Genomic DNA, 22,339 nt, shown 5'->3' on the forward strand with positions numbered 1-22,339 from the left:
CGTGTCGGACTGGTGGAAGGAGCCCACATTCAGCGCACAGGTTCAACACATCCATGCCCATGTGCATTCGCTGGAAACGACCTGACATCAAACCACTTGAACCATGTCCCATCCGGGTTCCGCTGGTCACTCATGACAACGTGGTGACCGCGTAACCCGTGTCGGATCCCAATCAATCGTTCCGGGCATTCCCAAACATGCGTTGAAAACCGTTGGTCAATACATCAGGACGGCCTTGTCCAAGGAAGCGAACGAAGCAGATGGCGGGACAAACCTGCCATTCGGCTCCGCGCCCCAATGTCCAATATGCACGCGTCGCATCAGTAGCGAAACGCAGCGTGGGTCGAACTGTGATCTAGCTTAATCTCTTAATGAACTTTAGGCCCAGCGGGTCACCATAACAGCAATTCTCAGTCAAACGCTCCGATCCTTTTGAAAAAAGCTTGCAAAACGCCTGTGACGATCTGTGGTTCTTCTATCGGAGACGAATGTCCGGCACGAAGAACAACTGTCAAATTGGAGCTGGATATAGCGTTCTGCATGTCCGTCGCGTTCCTTACAGGAGTGGCTTTATCAACCTCGCCGACGATTATTTGCGTCGGAACGAAGTCGTCTTTCTTCTTCAGCTCGTCCAAAACAGAATCCCGGCTGAAGATTGCGAGTCCAAACTGGCGGATTGCCTTAATGTCGAGTGACATAATGTAGGATTTCCAGACGCCGACTTGTTCCTGACGCTTCGGATCCTTCAGGAAAGATGCCCCCATCAGGATCGACATCGCCTGATTGATAACCGGACGAAACCCAAAAACGCCAAGCGCCGCCAGCAAGAGCTTGTTTCTGCGCAGAGCTTTAGGATCCTCGTAATCGGCGGAGGTATCGATGAGCACCAGGCTCTTGATCAACCCGGGCTGGTACAGGGCAAGCCGCATCCCTACAAAGCCGCCGGTGGACATGCCCACAAAATGAACCGGACCATCACAGGTTTCGCGGATCAATGCGGCAGCATCGTCAACCAAATCTTGCAGCGCAAACTCTATTTGGACTTTCTCGCTGTCACCGTGGCAACGATGGTCAAAAGCAATCACTCGCGCAGAGGCGTTAAGAGCGGTGATTTGGTCATCATACATTCGATGGCTCATCAAGTACCCATGAGAGAACACAATGGTCTCCGGACCCGAACCGGCTTCGACATAGTGAAGTGAGACGTCATTCACAGTAATGGTCTTTGACAGCAATTTATGGATCTTTCATGCGGTTTGAGGCTCTTGTAGAGTAGGTCCTTGCCATCCAGTTTTCCAATTATTCGGTTGTGGTTTCTGTCAGTCGATAATTTAACGGGTTGGATGACCGGCTAGTTGCCAAATCGACATCACAGAATCTGAGGTCTTAGACCAACAGGCGCTTTGTGCAGATCAAAACATCATTAAAGGCGGCTTCCCTATGTTTGCGGTCATTTAAACGACGCGCAGCATTGGGAAGTCTGGGTTCGAAGCAGGTATCCGATGGTTTTGGTCTGTTTACGTCCATTCAAAGCCGATGAATGCCGTGAACACACCGGGTTCATTGTGATCCTCTGCGGCATCAACGATATGTTCCCAAGTGAATGAAAAAGCATCCGCACCGGGGCTGTAGGATTCAAGCAACAGTTCTGGCAGCGTCCCCTGCGAAAAGTTTGTGATCAAGTCGAAGGCAGACTTGCCTGCGGCTTCTCCTCCCTTGGAATACCCTTCATACCATTCGCGACCCTTGGGGTCAGCCAGAACACCTGGTTTTCCTGCCTGCAGGTCGGGTGCAAAGCCCATGAGATCGGTATGATCCGTTAGCACCATCCAATCGAGCGGGCGCGCAAGTCGAACGGGTTGCCCGGTGGAGGAAATCACCTGTTCTCCTTTTGCAAAGCGCCACGCGGTGTCGGGCAAGAGTGTATTGCCGAACGCACCTGCGTCCAGCGAAAGCCCGGTATGTAGGTGCGTGTCGCCCCACAATGGCCGTTCTGGAAGGTTGCGGTTTGCATAGGGCGAATAGGGCGGGGCCTTGAATGTGCCTTCGGAGGCAATTTCGCTGGGCACGCCATCAGTTGCAAAAGCCGATCCGGCTATCAAGACAGCACTTGCTGTGGAAAGAAGATATTGTTTCAAGGCTTTTCCCTTACTTCTGAGTGAGTTCCCCGACTCCGGGCACTCGACTATGCCGGACTCAAAGCTCTACCGGAGCTGCTTACTCGCTTTCGAACCACATGCGGCATAACCCAATTTCAAAGAGGCCTCTGGGCTCTGCTTTCGCTAACTCACCAGGACATTAACCAACATTGCAGCACATTGGTCAACACGGGACTAATGTTTCGGGCTCGGAGCTTATATCTGACGGTTTTGGTCGGTTGAACCCGATTTTCTGTCCATTTGTGATTTGAGTTTTCGCTGTTTTTCCCTTGGCCAGGAAGGAGCGCGTAAGTTGCCAGATCGGTCATCTCCAAACAACCAGAGTGGACGATGGCGGCGAGTTTATCCGTCGCAAAATGGGGTCATCGGTCTTTCAACGCGCCGTGAACCCGGACTTCTCACGACCTTCAAAGGGACGACGTGAATTACTGTCTCCTTCCGAACCTTAGGCTGGTTTTTTAAAGTCCATCCGTAGTTTTACTTGCCGGTCGTATTTGGATTGATACCTGCGGCTGCCCAGTCCAAAGCCATCGTGAAGTTACCTATCCGTTTGCCGAAGACACCTATCCAAATACAAACTTGGTTTGCGAGGACCGCTGGGCTGTTATGGGCATAGGGCGTGATGACTTGTTCCGGAACCTGACTAAGGTTTGGAATTTCTTCGCGCGCAGGAAGCATTAAGAACCGTCTGGCATGCAATCGCCATGTGACGGGCACGTTGGAGAGGTTATTTTTTGTCTGCGTTCTTGCAGAAAATCGGCAAACCGGGACGAACCGCGTTGTTGGCGGCGCCCGGTGTGCTCTTCTTCTTCATATTCTTCGTGGTGCCCTTGGCCTCATTGTTTCTCCTGTCGCTGGACAAACCAACTCTTGGAAATGCCAGCATTCAGTGGTTGTTTGACTTCCGCAACTTCGAACGGTTTTTCAGTCGTTCAATCTACTACGAAGCGGCGATAAGGTCCGCTGGTCTTGCCGCCCTAGTGTCTGTGATCGCTTTGATACTTGGCTATCCGCTTGCCTATCTGATTGCCAAGACGACCGACGTCCGGCGCAACACCACGCTGATGATCCTGGTTCTGAGCGCGATGCAACTGGATATGGTGATCCGCTTGTTCGGGCTGATGGTGCTGATGGGCGACGTAGGTCTGATCAACGAGTTCCTTCGGTGGCTTGGCCTGGTCGGCGATGAGCCTTTGCCCCTGATGTACAATTTTGCCGGTGTCGTCGTCGGATTGGTGCAGTTTTCGTTACCGTTCATGATCCTCTCGCTGGTCGGCGTCATCCAGGGAATAAACCCTGCACTGGAAGAGGCCGCCCGCAGCCTGGGTGCTCGGCGTTGGCAGACTTTCTGGAAAATCACGATTCCATTGAGCATGCCGGGCATTCTCGCCGGGCTCTTGCTCGTCTTCGCAATCTCATTCTCGTCTTACGTTGTTCCCACATTGATGGGCGGCTGGAAAGTTGTGGTATTGCCGATCCACATATTTCAGCAGGTCGCTGAACTCGGGAAATGGCAGTTTGGAGCGGCCATCGCGGCCATCATGTTTGCGATCAGTTTCTTGGTAATGCTGATCTACCAGCGCGCCGCCATTCAAGCTTCAGGAGGCCGTATCTGATGGCAGGCAACCGACGCACCATTCGGCGCGAACCGGCGGTACCTCTGGTACTGCGAGCCCTTGCGATGGTTGCGCTCGTGCTTTTGCTGGCACCTGTTGTCGTCGTGATCCTCGCCGGGCTCAACGCAGGTGATCACCTGACCTTCCCGCCAAAGGGGTTGTCGCTGCGATGGGTCATAGCCTTTTTCCAGTCCGACGCCTTCCTGCCGTCCTATCTCTTCAGCCTCATACTGGCTGTCTGCACAATGATTATTTCGACCGCACTGGGGACCACAATTGCGCTCGTGCTGGCCCGCAACGAATTTCCCGGAAAACAGATGGCGCGCGCTTTCTTCATGGCGCCGCTGATGTTGCCGGGCATTGTTCTGGGACTGGCGTTGTACCTGTTTTACCTCTCCAGCGGCCTAGGTCTGGTGCGTACGATGCCAGGGCTGGTCATCGGGCATGTGCTGGTGACCTGCCCCTATGTTGTCGGTACCGTAAATGCCTCGCTCGTAGGCTTTGACAAGAGCTTCGAAGAGGCCGCACGCAGCTTGGGAGCCAGCCCGACGAAAACCTTTCGCAGCATTACGTTGCCGATCATCTCGCCAGGTATCATCGCGGGGTCCGTTTTTTCTTTCATTGTGTCGTTCGGGCAATTCGATGTTTCCCTTTTTCTGACGCCGCCCGACTACAACCCGCTGCCAATCGCGCTTTACTCGTCGCTGCGATACACCTTCGAGCCAACCGCCGCGGCCGCCGGCATCTTTGCGATCTTCCTTGTCGTAGTGTCGATGCTGATCACCGCCCGACTGACCAATCTACGCAAACTCGCCAACGTAAACTTTTCGTAATGTCGAAAATCCCCCCTGAAATAAGGAGAGTGAAATGAGTAACAAAAAGAAACTGATCAAACCGAACAAATCGCTGATCGGTGTAAACCGACGCCAAGTTCTGAAAACGGGCACCGCTGCCGGTGCAGTCAGCATGTTCAATATCAACCATGCCTGGTCGCAGGACGTTGTCTGGGATGGCGAACCTTTTGACGGCGGTGGAACCACAATCCGCATCAACGAATGGGGCGGCTTCTGGCAAGAATTCATGACGTCCAACGTGATCGAGGAGTTCGAGAAAACGTTCAATTGCAAAGTTGCATATGACTCTTCCTTTCCCTGGTTCCCAAAATATGTCGCCAGCGGCCCACAGGATCCAGCGTTTCACATGGGTAACTGGAATCTCAACGAGATCATCAAGCTCGGCAAGGCGGGAGATTACTTCTTGTCGACGGACGAGTTGAAAGCCAATGTCCCCAATGCGGCGGATTGCTGGGAGTTCGCCTTTGGCTCAGGTCTTGGTATCACCTGGGGCTTTGGTCAATACGCCCATGTTTGGCGAACAGACCTGATCGATCCGGCTCCGGAAAGTTTTGCATCCTTCTGGGAAGACCGATTTGCCAACAAGCGTGCGACCTACATCACATCCAATGGCCTTTTCATGACCTTCTTCATGACGGCGGCTGCCGAATTTGGATCAGGTCCCGATGATCTGGAAGCCGGGTTCGAGGCGATGCGTGCGGCGATGCCAATGAAAATCAGCGACTTCACCGGCAACATGCAAACTCAGGTCGAGCGCGGCGAGGTTGAGATCGGCGTGCAATGGGAGGGTGAAATCTTCTTGCAGATGGACAAGGACATCCCGGTGGCGCCGCTCACGTGGGAGCAGAAACCTATCTTGACGCAAACTCACACTGTGTCGCGTTATTCCGACCCGATGGAAAAGAAGCTCGCGCTTGCGCTTCTCAACGCTAAGCTTGATCCTGCCTTCCAGACCAAAGCGGGCGAAGCGTTTTACCTGCGACCCTCAAACAGCAAGGCCATGCTACCGGAACGGTTGACCAGCAAAGGGGTCACAAACACAGCTGATGCGCTCGAGGGGCTCTGGATTCCCGATTGGGACTGGTACCTCGATAACGAGGATGAAATCGTGGAAACCGTAAACGAAATTTTCACCGGTTGATCGAGAAAGAAGCGTTCCGGCAGGCTTCATCTGCCGGAACACACCTTTAGGAAAACACATGGCGACGGTCGTTTTAACAAACCTCAGCAAGACATTCAGTGATTTTCTCGCCGTTGATGATATCTCGATCACCATAGAAGAGGGTGAATTCTTCTCAATGCTGGGTCCTTCGGGATGTGGCAAATCAACGACCCTTCGTATGATCGCGGGCTTCGAGGAAACCAGCGTGGGCCGGATTGATGTGGGCGGGATCGACATTTCGCAGTCGCCGCCAGAAGAGCGCGAAATCGGGTTCGTTTTTCAGAACTACGCAATTTTTCCGCATATGAATGTTTATGACAACATCGCCTTCGGCCTGAAGCTGCGAAAACTGCCAGACAACGAGATTGACGCGCGGGTGCGCGACGCGCTGGAGCAGGTTGGCATGACCGGTTACGAAAACCGTTTTCAGACCGAATTGTCGGGGGGCCAGCAGCAGCGCGTTGCTTTGGCACGTGTGTTGGTTACCCAGCCCCGCATTCTCTTACTGGACGAGCCACTGTCGGCGCTCGACAAGAACCTCCGCGAAGAAATGAAATTCTGGATCAAGGAACTGCAAAAATCGCTGGGGATAACCACCATCTATGTCACCCATGATCAGGGCGAAGCACTGACAATGTCGGACCGCATCGCGGTTATGAACAAGGGCAAGATCGAACAAGTGGGTACGCCGCAGGACATTTACGAACGCCCAAAAAACCAGTTCGTTACAGAGTTCATTGGCGAATCCAATCTTCTGACCGGCAAGGTCGCATCAGTGGAGGGAGATGTTTGCAAGTTGTCGATTGGTAGTCACTTGATTACGGCGCCGACGCGTGCTGGCATTAAGGTGGCTGATGAAGTCACACTGGCGATCCGGCCGGAGCGTGTCCTGATCGGGGACGAGGCGCATACGGCCCCCGACAATGCGTTGCGGCTATCGATGAAGGATGTCACCTATCAAGGAGCCTTTATCCGCTTCCAGATGGACCTCGAAGGGCAGAAATTGGTCGCCGAAGTGCCCAATCGCCTTGGCGCGCCGCAGCTGGATCCTGACACTGCCATCGATGTGGGTTGGCGGACGGACAGCGGCTGGATTATCGCGCGCTAGGAGACAAGAACCGATGATTGAGGCTGTTAGGACCAACGTACAACTGGCGCGAGCATATCTCTACGACTTCGCGCGATATCGGCGTTTCAGCTTTGTGAACCGCTCGGTCTCGCGTGGCAATCGCCGGGCAATAATCCGAATCTTTACCCATTATCTCGAAGGTGGCATGGCCTTTCCCGACGTGCGGCTGGGCTACGGACAGGACAAGGCTGGCTCGATTATGAAGAAAATTGAGTCGTATCATGCTGATTTCGGCGTCGACGAGACTGTTTTATGGGCAGTCGCAACGTTGCGATCCTATATCGATTATCACATAGAAAAGGGCCAGCGCCTATCGGAACTGGAACAGCAATTCGAACGGTTGACCCAGACGATCGGCACGCTCGACGACACCTATCCAGGTGGAGCGGAACAGGTTAACGCCACCCAGATCCGCGCCGCTGCAATGATCGATTTCGAAAGTTTCCTGCGGCACCGCCACAGCGTACGCCAGTATGCGCCAGGCCCCGTGGATGACGACACTATAGCGCGCATTGTGCGCAATGCCCAGCAATGCCCTTCGGTCTGCAATCGCCAGACATGCAAGGTCTACGCCCTGAACGATGTGGCGCGCGTGCAAGCAGCATTGACCTATCAGGCGGGCAACGCTGGGTTTCGGCAGGAAATTCAGACCGTCTTTGTGGTCACGTCGAACATGAGTGAGATGAACCTGGTGGGTGAGCGTTATCAAGGTTGGATTGACGGCGGTATTTTCGCGATGACGCTGGCACTCGCCGTCCATGCCGAAGGACTAGGCGCATGTTTTCTGAATTGGAGCGTCGAGCCCGCCCAAGACCGTGCTCTGCGCCGGCACTTGGGCATTCCGGATGACGAGTTGGTCATCACAATGATGTCCGCAGGCCATCTGAAAAAGGCGTTCTCTGTGCCTGTTTCTGACCGCAAACCGCTCTCGGAGGTGCTTACGCTCAATCAGCGCGTTTCTTGACAAGCGTCCAGATGGAGCCGCAACGTTCAAAGGGTGAGGTTCCTTAGCTCGTGTTAAGTGGCTTTGGTCGAAGGGCTGGGGTGTGAAGCCAAGAATTTTAAACCGTCAACGTCTGACCGACAGGTTCCTGTCGCGGCTCGACCGTCGCCTGACTCTGGTTGAGGCCCCGGCCGGTTATGGAAAAACCACCCTGCTCCGATCCTGGTACAAGCATCTAATGGACGGTGGTACAGCGCCTACCTGGATTTCGATCGACCCGGCGGTGGAGAATTTCGGCGATGCGCTGGAGACCGCACTGGCCGGTCAAGCGCGCGAGCGCGTGCGTCAGCGCCAACACGGCTGGCAGCAACATCGCGCCTTTCTATTCATCGACGACTTCCACGAGGCCAGTCATTTCGCCACCGAGCTAATCGGCAAGATCCTGCATCGAAACGATGAAGGTTTGCACATCGTCATGGGAACGCGGCTTGCACCCACGATACCTTTGGCGAAACTGCGCCTCGGCGATGCCGTCACAGATTTCGGCACGGAAGATTTGAAGTTTCACCGGAGCGAGGCTGAAACCCTGTTCGGTGATGGTTGCCCGCAGGACAGGATCCATCATTATTACAATCACGCCGAAGGCTGGCCCGCAGCGCTCCAGCTAATGTTGCTGTCCATGGCCAAGGGCAACGCGCTCGACCTCGGCTCGAGCAGTCCTGCGGCTCTGGACCTTGGGGGCTATCTGAACGAGCAGTTTCTCAATAGCTTATCCGAAGCACAGAACCGGTTTCTGTTAGAAACTGCCCATCTCAATCCGGTCAATGGTGATTTGGCAGATCATACGCGCCAATCGAATGACAGTTGGTCTCTGCTAGCCTCGCTCCACCAGTCGCATTCGCTGGTTTTCGAACAGATTGAGGGTGGGGTCAGATGGTACAGATACCATCAACTCCTGCAGGATTACCTCCTGCGTAAACAGCAATCCCTTGGAGAAACTTCGTGCAACGATTTGCGTCTCCGCGCCGCTCATTGGCTGAAGGATCATGGCCGTGTCTATGCGGCGGCGAAGCTCGCCATGCAAGCAGGCAACACAGGCCTGACCGAAAGCATTGTCTTGGATGCGGGGGGCATCGAGATCGGCATCCGCCACGGCGCACAAAGGCTTGAGCCTCTGGTTGAGCTTTTTCCGCTGGAGTGGGTCAATGCATCGCCTCGACTGGGGCTGGCGCGAGCCTATCTTCTGTTGAAGGCCGGACGCACGGGTGAGGCCCGGTTGCTTATCAGGGACGCACGCGACGCGGCTAACAGCGACGACCGGGAGCTGGAACGCGAGATTGTGCTGCTAGAAGTGCACCTGCGCCTTTACGAGGATCGGAATGTGTCTGCGGCCCAAGTCGCTGCACTAGAGTTCACAGCGCAAAACACGCCCCTCAAGGATCAGCTCCGGCGCGGCGTTCTGTACAACTTTCTTTGCCTGTTCTACATCCAGTTGGGTGAGTTGAAAAAGGCCCGCTCGGCTGGTGAAACGGCCATGGCCCTTTATTCCGATCTGGGCTGCAACCACCTGATCTTTTTCATGCACATCAACCTCAGCGTCGTTGATATGGATCTTGGCGATTGCGCGATGGCTTATCGGCGTCGCAAAATGGCACGCCAAGTACAGGCAGATTTTTTCGGGCATGACACGAACCTAAACGCCATCGCAACCATCGTATATGCCGAAGCCGCGTTAGAGGCCAATGAAGCCGTTGATCTGGAAGAGCCTCTTGTTGGTGCGCTTCAGGATGCTGATAATCGTGAAGGGTGGAGCGAGATGTTTCTCGCCGGGTATGAAACCTGCCTAAGCCTGAAGCTTCGAACCGGCAATTTCCAGGATGCGATGAATCTGGTTTCGCAGGGCGAGTCCATGGCTTCGCGACGCAGTTTGCCTCGCTTCTCGCGCTTGTTGAAGATTCTGGAATTGGACGTCGCCGTCCGGGCGGGGCAGGAAGCGGACGCGCGACGCCTGTCCGGCAGCGTCAAAGCGCTGCTCGGCGAGACTGGCGACACCAAGGGGTTTCGCTGGCGCAGCCGGCTTCTTGCGCGGCTGGTGCTGGCAAATTTCGAGTGCCAATTCGGCGACCCGGAAACAGCATATGATCTGTCAGTCGCCGTGGGGCAGGATTGCGAAAGAGGGGGATTGCTTCGATACTGTCTACGCGCCCTCGTGTTGCAAGTAATCGCCGCTGTTGCGAAGGGCGACACAACCACCGCCGCGTCGGTTTTAGCCAAAGCCCTGGCCCTTGGCCGTCAGTCTGGCATGAAAGATGCCTTCCTGCGCGACGCGGACCGGTTTGCCGAAGCCGTGCGCGCGGTGGTGCGCGAGCGCGGGGTCGCGGGGTATGATCCGGAGACACTGGCATTCATGTCGACTTTGATTTCCAAAGTTCAGGATGCACCGGACCCGCGGATCATGCTTGCCGAAATGCTGACACAAAAGGAATTTGCTGTTTTGCGGAGTCTGAGCGAAGGCCATGCAAACAAGGTGATTGCGCGAGCACTAGACCTCAGCGAGCCAACCGTGAAATTTCACCTTCAGAACGTCTATCGCAAACTTGGGGTCAATTCGCGCAAGATGGCGGCCGAGCTGGCCTTGCAATACGGAATTCGATCTGGGTAGGGGATTTCGGTACACCCACGACCTGACCTATCCATCTGACCGCATATCCTAGCCGTTCCGCCACTTGCTCTGACATGGCTATCCATCAAAACTTGACTCCGAAGCAAGCTACAGAGGCACCTCATGCACATTGGCGTTGATGTCGGCGGAACCAACACAGATGCGGTTTTGCTGGATGGAAACAGGGTAGTTGCATCCATAAAATCGCCGACCACGCATGATGTCGGATCCGGTATTGTACAGGCAATCAGGGGTATCATGGAAAGCTCGGGCTTCTCCGTGGCCGACGTGGGTAGCGTGATGATCGGGACGACCCAATTCACCAACGCCTTCGTCGAAGGTAAAAAGCTGGTTCCGGTGGCCGTCGTTCGCGCTGGCCTACCCGCCACGCGCGGTGTCATGCCGATGACGGAGTTTCCACCGCACCTGATCTCGCAGATCGGTCGTCAATCCTATCTCGTGGAAGGAGGGTATGACTTCGATGGTAGTGAGATCAACCGACTGGATGAACGCGCTGTGGCGGAAGCTGCGCTTGATATCCGGAAACGGGGCATCGGATCCGTGGTCGTTTCCGGTGTTTTTACGCCGATCAACGATGCAATGGAATCGCGTATGGCGGAAATCCTTCGCCAGGAGGTTCCGGACGTCGACGTGACGCTTTCGAGCGAAATCGGACGCATCGGACTTATTGAGCGTGAGAACGCTGCCATCATGAATGCCTCGCTTTCCGAGCTTTCAACCACCGTGGTCGAAGCCTTTCGCACAGCACTGCACCAGCTTGACATTCATTGCCCGTTCTTTGTCAGCCAGAATGATGGCACGCTGATGACATCTGAGTTCGCCGAGCGCTACCCGGTCCTGACCTTCGCCTCAGGACCGACGAATTCGATGCGGGGGGCGGCGTTTTTATCCCGCATAGAAAATGGCATCGTGGCCGACATAGGTGGTACCACAACCGATGTCGGTGTGCTGATCGGCGGCTTCCCCAGAGAATCCGCAATTTCTGTCGATGTGGGCTCCGTGCGCACCAATTTCCGAATGCCGGATGTTCTTGCTGTCGGGCTGGGTGGTGGCAGCATCGTGCGCCAGACCGCATCGGGGACCACAATCGGCCCGGACTCGGTCGCACTCGACCTTCTCAGCAAAGCCCGCATCTTTGGCGGGCCGACGCTGACCACCACTGATATTGCGGTCGCGGCGGGGTATTCCGATATTGGGACAAGGGGTCATGTTGCGGATATGGACCCGGTTGTGGTGGAAAGCGCTGTTGACGCGATCCACGATCTGTTGGAAACCACGGTAGATCGTGTGAAATCAAGCCGTGGCGACGTGCCTGTTATTCTCGTGGGCGGCGGCAGTGTTTTGATCAACCGCGACATCAAGGGCGCCAGCGAAGTGATCCGTCCGGAGCTCTCGGGCGTTGCCAATGCCATCGGAGCCGGGTTGGCGCAGGTGGGCGGCGAGATAGACCGGATCTATTCCTACAGCGACATTGGCCGTGACGCATCGATCGCGCAGGCCAAGGAGGACGCCGTCAGCCGGGCAGTCGCTGCCGGAGCGTCCCAGAACAGCACCAATATCGTCAGTATTGAAGAAATGCCCCTGGCTTACCTACCGGCAGGGGCAGTGCGGATCAAAGTGAAGGCCATCGGCGATTTGGCCCAGATGGATGCGCTGCAATGACCCGGATCACGATGGACAATCTGCATGATTTCATCCGCGGCACTGCGATCTTGGGCACGGGCGGTGGCGGCGATCCCTATGTCGGTCGCCTTATGCTGGAGCAGGAGTTGGTCAAGTGTGGGGGCATTGAGTTGATCGATCCGGACGATGTGACCGACGACATTTTTGCCATTAGCGTCGCCTGCATGGGCGCGCCCACGGTCTTTGTGGAAAAGCTCCCCAATGCGCAAGCGACTATCACCGCCATGCGCAAGATCGAAAAGGAAGTGGGCCGCAAGTTCAACGCAATCATTCCGCTAGAAGCAGGGGGTATCAACGCCACTTTGCCCCTAGTGGTTGCCGCGCAAACGGGTCTGCCGGTCATCGACGGCGATGGTATGGGCCGTGCGTTTCCAGAATTTCAGATGACCACATTCAACATCTACGGGGTTAAGTGTTCGCCTTTCGTGATGGCGGACGACTTCGAGAACACCATCATGCTGGAAACCGACAATGCCCTGCGCACCGAAGTCTATGGACGCGCGGTTTGTGTCAAGATGGGCGGCATCGCCCAGGTCGCCAGCTATGCGATGACAGGCGAGGAAGTGCGACGCACCTGCGTGCCGCGCACTGTGTCATTGGCCGTCGACATCGGCAAGACTGTGCGCGAACTGCGTGTCGCAGGTCAGGAAGATATTTGCGAAGGGCTTGCAGATTACTTTGCCACGTCCAATCCGCCGCGGTTTTCCCGCGTTTTGTTCGACGGCAAGGTGCAGGACGTGATCCGCGGTACAGAAGACGGCTGGACAGTGGGCAATGTCACACTGTCTTCCGGCGATGAACGCGACGAGATGTTCATCACCTTTCGCAACGAGTACTCACAGGCCAAGCTGAACGGAAAAACCGTGGCCATTGTCCCGGATCTTCTCTTCATCCTGGATCGCGAAACCGGCGAAGCGATCACCACAGAGACTCTACGCTTCGGACAGCGCGTCAAGGTAATAGGTGTTGCGGCCACCGAAGAAATGCGGACCGAACAGGCAATCGAGGTGATCGGGCCGAAGGCTTCGAAAATTGCGGAGCCCTTTGTCAGGTTGGAGGATCTGGCATGGCGTGCCGAGCATTGACAGGGGCGGTCTGGCCGAGAGCCCGAACATGATGAATATCTGTATTATCACACCGATCATCACCAAAGGGTTTCGAGACGCCGCAGCGCTTCACGATCTCGCGCCCACTAGGGTAAAGTTGACCCATACCACTCTGGCGCAGGGTCCAGCCTCGGTAGAATCTGCTGTGGACGAGGTTTTGGCGGGTCCTGGCGTGGTCGACGCTGCCTACCGTGCAGAAGCAGACGGAGCCGGAGCCATCGTGATTGATTGCATGCTTGATCCCGCTCTCGAAGCGGCGCGCGAGGCAGTGTCTCGACCTGTGGTCGGCTGTGGCGAGGCCGGTCTCACGTCCGCCGCCGCCTTTGGCCGGTTTTCCGTTGTCACCGTATTGCAGCGCCAGGATCACGCATTCTTCAGGTTGGCGGCAGGTCTCGGCGTGGCGGATCGCTTGGTTTCTGTCCTCGGGATCGGCGTGAACGTTCTGGATCTGGACAGCGCGCGCGACGCAGCCATTGCCGCCACGGTTGAGGCTTGTAAGACCGCGCGCGATCAGGACGGCGCCGAAGCGATTGTATTTGGGTGCACCGGAATGTTGGGCTATGCCAAGGAAACCGCCGATGCGCTCGGGTGGCCAGAAGAGCGCGTCATCGATCCCCTGCCTAACGCGATCAGAATCGCGGCTGCTGCAGTTGAAGCGGGACAATTCACCGACAAGTTGCGCCACCCCTTTCCCGAAAAAAAGTGCGTTGTAGGGTTCGAAGGCTGGTCGAACCTTCACGACAAACTTGCACAGACTTGATTGCCGACAGGGTTCTGGTGGATCTACTACGCCAAGTTTCCGCCGTGTGAAGTTTTAATCCCCGCCTGACTTTTGAGCACATTTTGCGCAAAAGCAACGTAATCTGAACTACGCGCTGGAAACGTGACAGATTGTTTGAGGTTGGATTGTCTCAGTGCGACCCGGAACTTCATGTCTTCGGCACAGGCGGGGCACCGGTCTGGGACTGTTTGGATGCAGCACCGTATCTGAGGTCAGGTGTGCGCCCAAAGTACGCAATGCGGCGCAAGCCAAAAAATTCGAGCTATTCGGATAGGTCTGAGTAGCTATGGCTTTACTGCGACTTGGCTCACGTAGGACATGAAGCCAAAAAAGGTATCAGCAGCGACTCTGCGTCTCGCTTCTGCTTTCAGAGCCTCCGCGGTCTCGGAAAACAGAATAGCTTCCTCGCACATTCGATCAGCCCCGCGCTCAATCACCGTGAGGAAATACTTGGCCTCGCTTTCCGCCACGTAGCCGTGACCCGTTCGGGCCTCAAGGCGAAACCCGACATTGCTCAGCATTCCGGAGATCTGGCGCATGATCCAAAGATTGGTGACATTTTGATCGATCATGAACCTAACAAGTTGATCAAGCGGATCGAAGTCCGCGATCTGAGCGGTTGCCGTGCTGTAGTCACCATCACAAACCGCTAGTACACCTCCCGGTTTCAACAAACGGAATGCCTCTTGCAAAACGTCGTTTGGGCTGGGCACGTGACACAACAACGTATGCATTACAACCAGATCAAATGTCTCGTCCTCAAATCCTGTGTTCTTTGCGTCGCCAATGCTGAAGCTGAGCCGATCATCTGCTGCGAAGCTTGTCTGGGATCGGGCAACCATAACGGGTGAGGGCTCAATTCCATGAGCGCTCGCTGCACCGGCCACGTCCAACAGATCTTTTGTGACATGACCTGTGCCTGAACCAAGTTCCAGTGCAATGGCGTCATGGGCGAGGTTCAGGCTCCCAAGGTAGGCCTTTCGAATTGCTATCTGCGCAGGTTCCAAGCAGCGCGCTTCCATCGCGTCCGCAATGCGCTCTTGCAGTGCGGTGTCTTGGGCGCCGAGATTAGAATACGGATCGGACATGTGTCACCTCAAGCCAACCTTCTTGAGCAATGTTACTTTAGATGAACAAAAACGCCAAATCCAAGAACAGAAAATCAAACGTATGTTGGATAGGGCTTCGTTGACTGCAGCGCGTGAGTGTGCACCGTTCGACTGATCAACCGCAGCGAATGGTCGGTGCAACGGGTAGCGACGTAGCATCGAATGAAGCCGGTAGAAGGAAACTGCGACCTGTTTCCAAAAAAAAAGCGGTGGCGCCACTCAATTTCAGTCGGATTGAATCGTCTCAACTCTGCGTTCTTCGATGAAGTAGCGGCCTTCTTCCCGCGCAGCTTCGAGCATTGCAGCACCGATCAAAGCACCCGGTTGCGATCTAGCCTGCTGGCCAGTAGCTCTTCGAGCATCGGGTGATACACTGGCCGCTTCAGAAGACGCAGCAGTGCGACTGCCATTAAACCGTGGAGGTTCTGCGGCGGTCTGTGCAGCAGTTGAGCTGGCCGTCAAAGCAACCAGCATGCTGACAAAAATCCATCTTTTTGAAATCATGACACGGACTTTCGAGTTGTAGACCGCGAGATTAGCATAGTTCGATGCAAAGATCGGTCGTTCCTTTGGATCATGCTTAACCAGCTACAAAATCGTCAGTCGCGAAGCAGAAGCAAGACGTCTGTTAGTCGGATCAGATTTCCTTTGGCCTGGCCCGTCTCTCATCGGTTTCGCACCTTCACTGGCAGTCCTATGCAAATGTCAATTTTGGTCGAGCCTCACTTTATTGTGGCCTTCGCACGGCAGACCTTTTTGGCAACCAAAACTTTTTGCCAACTTCATAAGATTTCGCCCGCTGCCGCAAACACTATTCGGTCGCATGCCTTACGTATTGATTTGCAAATTCGGACTTTGCCCCCGTCTTTTCAAACAACCAGCAGCGCCCGCTAGACTGCGGCGGTGGAGCGCTTGAATGGACTCCTTTTATTTAAAATTATCCGTGAGAATTTATTAAGAACTAAAGACCTTTTGTCTATTTGCTCGTGGAGACCAACTCTTGTTACCGTGGAGTGAAGTTACAAGTGCGTATTGCTGTTATCGAAGATCAGTCAATCACCCTAGAGGTAATTCAATCGGTTCTCGCACGTGTGCCAGAGTACCACATCGAAGGTTTCCAAGACCCGGAACTGGCAATAGCGCGCTGTGTAGAAACTGTGTTCGACCTCGTCTTGTCGGATTACAGGATGCCAGTGATGAACGGCATCGAATTTCTAGAGCGTCTGCGCCAAATACCCGACTATTTACATGTGCCCGTCGTTATGCTGACCGCCGACAATGATCGCGAAGTGCGACTCAAAGCCATTCGAGCCGGTGCTACGGACTTTCTGAACAAACCTTTCGATCCCGAAGAATTGCGCGTGCGGGTGAAAAATCTATTGTCTCTTCGCGACGCGCAATTGTCTCTGGCCAACAGGGCGCGACATCTCGATCAAGAGGTCAAACGTGCTACAAAAAGGCTTCTCGAGACAGAAGAGGAACTGATCTGGCGGCTTGCACGCGCAATCGAGCTCCGCGATGGCAACACCGGTGCTCATATATCCCGCGTTGCGTCGGCCTCCGCGATTATCGCCAAGCATCTTGGCATGGGAGATCAGTTTTGCCGTACGCTGTATCTCGCGGCGCCATTGCACGACACCGGCAAGATCGGCATTCCGGATTTAATTCTCAATAAGCCCGGGCGTCTTACAGACGGAGAGATGGCAGTCATCAGAACACATACTGATATTGGTGGCCGGATACTCGAAAATGGTAGCAGCGAACTGATCCGCATGGCGCATGAAATCGCAGTTTCTCACCACGAAAAATGGGACGGCTCTGGATACGGACGCGGTCTCAAGGGCGACGAGATACCTATATCGGGTCGGATTGTCGCAATCGCAGACGTTCTGGACGCTCTTTGCACCGAGCGACCTTACAAATGCGCTTGGTCGTTTGATGACGGTTGCGCGGAGATACATCGCCAGTCCGGTCAGCACTTCGATCCAGACTGCGTTTTTGCATTTGAGGCGGCAAGATCTGAAATCGCTGAAATCTATCGTGAACCCAAGCAGGCGGCTTTTGCCAGCTGACACAGTAAGGAAAGGATACTCATGAAACTCCTCACCACACTATTCCTGATCTTCCTCGGCACTATCGTTGCCGCCACCGAACTACCGCAACCACAGGGGGATGTCATTCTGACCGTAACGGGAAACATCTCCATCACCAACGGGAATGGAGAAGCCCAGTTTGACCGGGCGATGATCGAAGCTCTGGAGCATCGTGAAACGCAGACAAATACACCGTGGTACGACGATAGTCACACTTTTAGCGGACCGCTTGGACAGGCCATATTGGAAGCGGTCGGCGCGGCAGGTCAGACGCTGCGAGTCGTCGCGTTGAACGACTATTCTGCGGATTTGCCGATTTCGGACTTGGAAACACATCCTGTTATTCTGGCCACACATCTCGATCAGGAACAGTTGGGCATACGCGAAAAAGGCCCCTTTTTCCTGATTTACCCGTTCGATGAGAACCCCGAACTGTTCAATGAAGTCTATTTCGGCAGGTCTGTCTGGCAAATTACGCGGATTGAGGTCCGCGACTGACATGATCCCCAGTCCAATCAAATGGAGCGCGACCAATCGCCTAGGTCGCGCGACCTTGCTCATGATCGGACTGGGACTACTGCTGATCGCGATTACGGCGTATCTCTTTCTCAGCTTGCGGGAACGGCAGCAATCGGTTGCTGAAAGTGTTCGCGAAGATGCAATGTGGGCTGTATTTCAAATGGACCGCGAAGCTTCACGGCTGATCGAAACGATCCATCTTGCTATTGCAGATCCAACCGAAGAGGCGTTGGACAAACTTAGTTTGCGTTTTGACCTTTTATACAGCCGTGGGGCGCTGCTCCGGGGCGCTAAACTCGCAACCAATTTTAGCGGCTCTTCTGAACTGCAGACGCGGGCAACGACTACGCGCCAGTCTATTCTAGAATTAGCGGATATTATTGACTCGCTGAATGGCGACTACGAAGCCATGTCATCGACTTTGCCGGTCCTGTTAGAAGCGGCCCAAAAAACGCGCATGCTGAGCAATGATCTGGTGATTTCAACCAATGCGCAATTAGATGCAGCTCGCGTCAGGGAGCGCACCCATATATCCTTGCAATACAGAAAGCTCGGGGCAGGCGTTGTCCTGATGACCCTTGTTTTTCTATGTATTGTTGGGCTGCAATTCGTACAGCTCTCGCTCATATCGCTGACACAGCGACGCCTAAGGCACCTTAGTATCCGCAACGCGCGCAGCGCAAAAGCGGCGCGGAGCGCCAGTCATGCAAAAACCATGTTTCTTGCCAACATGAGCCACGAGATACGTACACCACTAAACGGGATTATTGGCGCAACTGACTTGTTGAAGGAAACGAACTTATCCCGCGAACAGACAAAACGTGTGGCGACAATCCGGCAATCCGGTCATTTGCTGTTGGACGTTATCACCGACATACTGGACTACTCAAAACTAGACCGGGGGGAAAGCAGCTACAATTTTGGGCCCGTGTCATTGCCAGAGCTTGCTGATGCAGTCAAAATAATGATGAAACCTCGATCCTTGGATGCAGGTTTAACCTTTGAAATTTCAGCCCCGAACATCAGTGTCACAAGTGATTTCGTTCGTTTGCGCCAAGTGCTCGTAAACCTGATTGGCAATGCCATTAAGTTCACACCCTCAGGTGGAATTAAAATAGTCTTGGCCGTCACCGATTCACAGAAATTGCGTATCGAGGTTCAGGATTCTGGTATCGGAATAACGAAGGAAGAACTGCCCAAGCTTTTCCGTGATTTTAGTCAGATAGATGGATCAGCCTCTCGAAAGTATGAAGGCACTGGCCTTGGTCTTGCGATTTCAAAGCGCATCGTCACTGACCTAGGTGGCAAAATCGGTGTCCGAAGCCGTCCGGGCAGTGGCAGCACATTCTGGATCGAGTTGCCTGTCACCGAAGTTGCCTTTGTCATGGAAGGTGACGAAAGAAATATGCCCGAAGCGTCTTCGTTTTCAACCGAGTGTTTCGAAGGCCGCGTTCTATTGGCTGAAGATAACGAGATCAATCGCGAGGTCATCACAGCGTTGCTACAAAAGTTGGGAGGCAATGTAACCTGCGCCCACAACGGCCGTGAGGCGATAGAAATAGCGCTCGCAGAACAATTTGATCTTGTTCTGATGGATGTACAGATGCCAAATGTTGATGGTCTTTCTGCGACCAGAACTCTACGCGAACACGGATATCACGTCCCAATAGTAGCCTTGACGGCCAATGCCTTTGAGGAAGACCGGCGCAAATGCATTGAAGCGGGCATGGATGATTTTGCAACAAAGCCAATTACGCGCGAAAAGATTACCGGCCTCTTGCGCAAACACATCGGTGTTTCCAATTCTCAGCAAGATGGATCCATGATCGACGAAGCGCAAATAGTTGCGCTGGCAGAGGATATGGGCAGTGAGATCGTGACTGATCTGCTTGAACAAATCGTCGAACAAACGCGGGCTTTGCTACGAGATGCGCAGCGATTGTTAGATGAAGGTGACATGCAGGCGTGGGACAACTCTCTTCACACAATCAAAGGTGCTGCCCTGACGCTGGGGCTTAGCGGATTGGGAAAGAGTTTGCAGGGTTTGCGCACGGAAAAAGCCCCTGAGGTTATGGAGATAGGACCAATTTTGCAACTTGCCGAAGACAGCGTGATGCATGCGCGAGAAGTGTTGAAATCACAATGCACCTCAACTTTTCAGGATACCGAGACGTGACTGAGCTGAGAGCGTGAACAGGCATGAATTTTGTGATTGAAGGTCTGGTTTCATAGTCTTGCGAGCCCTGTGTCGGTTCGAAGCCACTCATGGTGTCCGCGAACAGTTGGTCCCTTTGCAAATCGAAACTCTCTTTGATCCATTTCAACATTGTCTTCAGCGATTCATTTTTAGCCTTTCCGATCGACCTCGGTGTTTTAACGTTAGCTATGACGCAATATTGGTATCGAACAGGCAATTGTCACAACGGCTAGGCTAAGAGTCACAGGCGACGACGCCATTATTCATTCACGCGGAAGTCGAGATTGTCTGGCAACTGGAAGGCGCAAAAACGCACGATACCGGCATCTATCGGCCGGAAACCTTTCGCACGATTCAGCGTAGCGTTTCGATTAAATAGGGTTGTGTTGTGCTCTTTATACGGTCAATGCGTGCCGCGGTTTTCAAAATCGCAAACATGAATTTAGCTGCGATGAGCTGTCGGCTTCAGGCTGTTTCCCAGTGGACGATGCGCTTGCTCGCGAAGACGAAAAACGCGTCCAAGGCGGCGCCCAAAAGCCCAAGCTGGATCAAACCAACGAACATTCGGTCAACCTGGAAGTACTGGCGAGCTTCTTCCAAGCGGTAGCCGATACCTGCGGATGAGCCGGTCAACTCCGCCGCAACAAGGCTAAGAAAAGCCAGCGCAGCTCCGAAGCGCAGCCCAGCAAATATATGCGGCGCGGCCGCCGGAACAACCACTTCGAAAAACTCGCGCCACCATGGCGCGCCAAGTGAGCGCGAGGCGCGTATATAAGTTTCGGGTACGTGTTCCATACCGTGATGGGTGGCCAGCCAAACAGCCAGAAAGACGGTGTAAGCTATGACGAAATACTTAGATTCTTCCCCGATGCCGAACCAGACAATTGCAATTGGAACCAAAGCAATTGCAGGGATGGGGCGCAGTATGTTGAAAAACGGGTATACCGCAAGTCGGATCAGGGACACGCGCGCGGTCAGAATGCCAGCCAGAATTCCCAAAGAAGCGCCCAGGGAAAACCCGACCGCTGCACGCGAAACAGAAGTCTTTAGATCCTTCATCATGACGCCGTCATTGAAGAGCTTCACCGAAGCTATGGCAACCTCCCAAGGGCCGGGAAAAAGGTTCCGATTGGTCAATCCTGTGCTATGCGCAAATTGCCAAACCGCGATAACAAAAAAAACCGACAACAGCGGCTTAGCAAAATCGAGGCTGAATTTAGGCATGTAATTTTCTCTTTTTGCTGCGCGTTATCGTAGCACGAGGCAGAGCGGAAATTTATTTTGGCTGTCAACTTGTTTCCATTAGTCAGTATTTTTCCACAAAAGCGCAAGAACCGAGCAGCTGGCAATACGAGTTGATGGAATACTTATCAAAAAAAAATCGTTTCGACATGGCGATGAATTTTTTGCATCGCCATGGACGAATTTTAGCATAACTTCGCACCGGTTTCTTGGGTTTAGGCTCTGCGCAGAAACAAACAATCAACAAGATGTTTTTCGCAGAAATGATACCTGACAGCTCAGTCAAGCCGGTCAACACGCCTGGCTCAGGCCGAGTCCGCATCGCCGGACTTTCGGTGATATTTGGCGAAGGCAATGCGCAAACCACAGCACTTGCCGCGACGGATCTTACACTGGAGCCAGGCACGTTTACCGCACTGATCGGTCCCTCGGGCTGCGGGAAGTCTACGCTATTGAATGCGGTCGCCGGTTTCACGTCCCCCACGGAAGGCGCGGTTCAGGTGGACGGGCGCCAGGTCTTGGCCCCGCATCCAAGTGTCGGGGTGATATTTCAGAGCTTTGCTCTGTTTCCTTGGTTCACCGCGCGCGGAAATGTGGATTTTGCTTTAAAGCGCTTTGGGCTCTCCAAGAAGGAACGCCGGAGCCAAGCTGAAGCTGCCTTGAAAGAGGTGGGGCTGGCCGAGCACGCGCAAAAATACCCTGGTCAATTGTCTGGTGGCATGAAGCAACGTGTCGCGATTGCACGCACGCTTTCCGCAGACCCGGATGTGCTTTTGATGGACGAACCTTTCGGCGCGCTCGACGCGCAGACACGGCTGCGAATGCACGAAATTCTGACCGGCATTTGGATGAAGCATCGAAAGACAGTGCTCTTTGTCACCCATGATGTCGACGAAGCACTGCGGTTGGCCGACGTTGTATATGTCATGGCCAGTTCACCCGGCCGCATCATTAAGAAAGTTCCTGTCAATCTGGAGCGACCGCGTCCCGTCGACCACATGGGCGACGGATTTTTGAAACTGCGCAGCGAGCTTCTCGGGCTTTTGCGCCACGAAGAATGAAT

At 54.2% G+C, this 22,339-nt stretch carries 18 protein-coding genes; 13 read left to right on the top strand and 5 right to left on the bottom strand.

The features are described 5' to 3' along the window. Positions 1–410: 410 nt before the first annotated feature. Both AB8B75_RS00140 and AB8B75_RS00145 read right to left on the bottom strand, forming a co-directional pair. Complete coding sequence (locus AB8B75_RS00140) at positions 411–1,214, bottom strand: alpha/beta fold hydrolase (protein WP_405358861.1); 804 nt, start codon at positions 1,212–1,214, stop codon at positions 411–413. A 303-nt stretch (positions 1,215–1,517) separates the two neighbouring features. Beyond that, complete coding sequence (locus AB8B75_RS00145) at positions 1,518–2,138, bottom strand: DUF3604 domain-containing protein (protein WP_405358863.1); 621 nt, start codon at positions 2,136–2,138, stop codon at positions 1,518–1,520. Between the two features lie 755 nt (positions 2,139–2,893). Here AB8B75_RS00145 and AB8B75_RS00150 point away from each other — a divergent pair. The 9 genes from AB8B75_RS00150 to AB8B75_RS00190 all read left to right on the top strand — a co-directional run bounded on the left by AB8B75_RS00150 (position 2,894) and on the right by AB8B75_RS00190 (position 14,095). After that, entirely contained in the window at positions 2,894–3,775 is an 882-nt protein-coding gene (locus AB8B75_RS00150) for an ABC transporter permease (protein WP_405358865.1), read from the top strand. Further along, the gene (locus tag AB8B75_RS00155) at positions 3,775–4,608 is read left to right on the top strand and encodes an ABC transporter permease (protein ID WP_405358867.1); all 834 of its coding nucleotides are present in this window, start codon (positions 3,775–3,777) and stop codon (positions 4,606–4,608) included. The genes AB8B75_RS00150 and AB8B75_RS00155 overlap by 1 nt, the downstream gene beginning before the upstream one ends. 34 nt (positions 4,609–4,642) lie before the next feature. Further along, the gene (locus AB8B75_RS00160; protein WP_405358869.1) at positions 4,643–5,770 is read left to right on the top strand and encodes a hypothetical protein; all 1,128 of its coding nucleotides are present in this window, start codon (positions 4,643–4,645) and stop codon (positions 5,768–5,770) included. Positions 5,771–5,828: 58 nt separating this feature from the next. After that, positions 5,829–6,899, top strand: a complete 1,071-nt coding sequence (locus AB8B75_RS00165) for an ABC transporter ATP-binding protein (protein WP_405358871.1) — start codon at positions 5,829–5,831, stop codon at positions 6,897–6,899. Between the two features lie 13 nt (positions 6,900–6,912). Further along, entirely contained in the window at positions 6,913–7,884 is a 972-nt protein-coding gene (locus AB8B75_RS00170) for a nitroreductase family protein (protein ID WP_405358873.1), read from the top strand. Positions 7,885–7,966: 82 nt separating this feature from the next. After that, positions 7,967–10,525, top strand: a complete 2,559-nt coding sequence (locus AB8B75_RS00175; protein WP_405358875.1) for a LuxR C-terminal-related transcriptional regulator — start codon at positions 7,967–7,969, stop codon at positions 10,523–10,525. Between the two features lie 123 nt (positions 10,526–10,648). Beyond that, positions 10,649–12,208 carry a hydantoinase/oxoprolinase N-terminal domain-containing protein gene (locus tag AB8B75_RS00180; protein WP_405358877.1) on the top strand — a complete coding sequence of 520 codons (1,560 nt, stop codon included), beginning with the start codon at positions 10,649–10,651 and terminating at the stop codon, positions 12,206–12,208. Then, positions 12,205–13,314, top strand: coding sequence for a DUF917 domain-containing protein (locus AB8B75_RS00185; RefSeq protein WP_405358878.1), 1,110 nt, complete (start codon positions 12,205–12,207; stop codon positions 13,312–13,314). Before AB8B75_RS00180 ends, AB8B75_RS00185 begins: the two co-directional genes overlap by 4 nt. Before the next feature lie 28 nt (positions 13,315–13,342). After that, positions 13,343–14,095: an aspartate/glutamate racemase family protein gene (locus tag AB8B75_RS00190; protein ID WP_405358879.1), complete on the top strand. Its 753-nt coding sequence runs from the start codon at positions 13,343–13,345 to the stop codon at positions 14,093–14,095. Positions 14,096–14,400: 305 nt separating this feature from the next. Here AB8B75_RS00190 and AB8B75_RS00195 read toward each other — a convergent pair whose 3' ends face one another. Together AB8B75_RS00195 and AB8B75_RS00200 are read right to left on the bottom strand one after the other, a co-directional pair. Beyond that, complete coding sequence (locus AB8B75_RS00195; protein WP_405358880.1) at positions 14,401–15,204, bottom strand: methyltransferase domain-containing protein; 804 nt, start codon at positions 15,202–15,204, stop codon at positions 14,401–14,403. Between the two features lie 246 nt (positions 15,205–15,450). After that, complete coding sequence (locus tag AB8B75_RS00200; protein ID WP_405358882.1) at positions 15,451–15,699, bottom strand: hypothetical protein; 249 nt, start codon at positions 15,697–15,699, stop codon at positions 15,451–15,453. Between the two features lie 551 nt (positions 15,700–16,250). On the opposite strand from AB8B75_RS00200, the gene AB8B75_RS00205 reads away from it, so the two are divergent. Genes AB8B75_RS00205 through AB8B75_RS00215 form a run of 3 tightly spaced genes read left to right on the top strand, consistent with a single transcriptional unit; the run spans position 16,251 to position 20,013 of the window. Beyond that, on the top strand, positions 16,251–17,297 hold the full coding sequence (locus tag AB8B75_RS00205; RefSeq protein ID WP_405358884.1) for an HD-GYP domain-containing protein: 1,047 nt from the start codon (positions 16,251–16,253) through the stop codon (positions 17,295–17,297). 21 nt (positions 17,298–17,318) lie between these two features. Then, on the top strand, positions 17,319–17,816 hold the full coding sequence (locus tag AB8B75_RS00210; protein WP_405358886.1) for a hypothetical protein: 498 nt from the start codon (positions 17,319–17,321) through the stop codon (positions 17,814–17,816). 1 nt (position 17,817) lies between these two features. Further along, positions 17,818–20,013, top strand: a complete 2,196-nt coding sequence (locus AB8B75_RS00215) for an ATP-binding protein (protein WP_405358888.1) — start codon at positions 17,818–17,820, stop codon at positions 20,011–20,013. Positions 20,014–20,499: 486 nt separating this feature from the next. Here AB8B75_RS00215 and AB8B75_RS00220 read toward each other — a convergent pair whose 3' ends face one another. Continuing rightward, positions 20,500–21,258, bottom strand: a complete 759-nt coding sequence (locus tag AB8B75_RS00220; protein ID WP_405358890.1) for an ABC transporter permease — start codon at positions 21,256–21,258, stop codon at positions 20,500–20,502. Positions 21,259–21,539: 281 nt separating this feature from the next. On the opposite strand from AB8B75_RS00220, the gene AB8B75_RS00225 reads away from it, so the two are divergent. Further along, positions 21,540–22,337: an ABC transporter ATP-binding protein gene (locus AB8B75_RS00225; RefSeq protein WP_405358892.1), complete on the top strand. Its 798-nt coding sequence runs from the start codon at positions 21,540–21,542 to the stop codon at positions 22,335–22,337. Positions 22,338–22,339: the final 2 nt, after the last annotated feature.

The sequence above is a fragment of the Roseobacter sp. genome, from assembly GCF_045106495.1.
GTDB lineage: Bacteria > Pseudomonadota > Alphaproteobacteria > Rhodobacterales > Rhodobacteraceae > Roseobacter.